Origin of the sequence: Streptomyces sp. NPDC093097 (assembly GCF_044754325.1) — a bacterium.
Classification (GTDB): Bacteria; Actinomycetota; Actinomycetes; order Streptomycetales; family Streptomycetaceae; genus Streptomyces.
Window position 1 is genome coordinate 1 of sequence record NZ_JBIVOW010000066.1, and the last position, 1,270, is coordinate 1,270.

Genomic DNA, 1,270 nt, shown 5'->3' on the forward strand with positions numbered 1-1,270 from the left:
CGGGGTTGCAGGTTCGTTCGTTTGGTCGTTGCCTGGTCGGCGTAGTGCTTCTCCTCGAACTCGACGGGGCTGAGGTAGTCGAGCCGCTTCTGGATGCGCCGGGAGTTATAGAAGCCATCGATGTACTCGAAGAGCGCGAGGTTGGCCTCGGCATGGGTGGTGAAGGTGCGTCCGCGGATGCACTCGGTTTTGATGAGCATCCAGAGGTTCTCCGCGAGGGCATTGTCATACGAGTCGCCGACGGAGCCCATGGATGCCTGAACTCCCGCTCGTAGAAGTCGAGTCGTCAGCTTCACGGACGTGTACTGGCAGCCGTGATCGGCATGATGAATCAACTGTCCGGGCTCGAACTCGCGGGAGGCGAGCGCGTACTCCAGCGTGGTCAGGACCAGGTCGGCGTCCGCGCGGGCGGAGGTCTCCCAGGCCACCACCCGGCGGGAGAACACGTCCCGGATTGCGGACAGCCACAAGGGTCCCTCGCCGGTCGAGATCATCGTCAGGTCGGTGACCCACAGCCGGTTCGGCGCAGGCGCGGTGAAGTCCCGCTCGACCAGGTCCGGGGCGAGGGCGGCCTTCGGGTCGCGGCGCGTGAAGCCCTTGCGGCGCGGACTGATACCCGCGATGTCGGCCTGGCGCATGAGGCGCTCGACCCGCTTGCGGCCCACATGGACACCCTCGCGTTTCAGTACGGCGTGCACGCGCGGGGATCCGTAGACCCCGCCGGATTCGGCGTGGATTTCCTTGATCTGCTCGGTGAGTTCGGCGTCGCGGCGCACGCGCTCGCATGGTTCGCGCTCGGCACGGCGCCAGCGGTAGTAGGTGGAGGAGGCGATGGACAGTTCCCGGAGGACGGGCTCGACCCCCAGGTGAGGGTGCTCGTCGAGAAGCGCCGTCACCTGGGCCGGGTCGGGTCGAGCTGGGCCGCGAAAAAAGCGGACGCCGTCCGCAGTACCTCGTTGGCCCGCTTGAGCTGGACGTTCTCCTTCCGCAGCGCCGCGAGCTCAGTACGTTCATCGGTGGTGAGTCGGTCGTCGCGTTCGCCGGCATCGGCCTCGGCCTGCCGGATCCAGCCACGCAGGGCCTCCGGATGCACGCCGAGATCGACGGCCAGCTTCTTGATCTGGGGCTTCGGCTCGGCGGTGCGGTACATCCGCACCGCACGCTCACGCAACTCCAGCGAGTACTTTCTGGGGGCGGCCATGGTCAAAGGTCCTCTCATGAGTCCCATCTGACCCTCTGTCAACATCCTCCGCATCTCGGGGGAACCTCA

Annotated in this window: 2 protein-coding genes; both read right to left on the reverse strand. The window is 66.4% G+C overall.

Annotated elements, in window-relative coordinates; all coding sequences use genetic code 11:
* Positions 1-896: IS3 family transposase (locus tag ACIQE0_RS38750; RefSeq protein WP_402341108.1), on the reverse strand; the 896-nt coding region annotated here is incomplete at its 3' end.
* Positions 893-1,201 (reverse strand): transposase, encoded by a 309-nt coding sequence (locus tag ACIQE0_RS38755; protein WP_402341111.1) that lies wholly within the window; start codon positions 1,199-1,201, stop codon positions 893-895. The genes ACIQE0_RS38755 and ACIQE0_RS38750, both read right to left, overlap by 4 nt.
* Between the last annotated feature and the right edge of the window lie 69 nt (positions 1,202-1,270).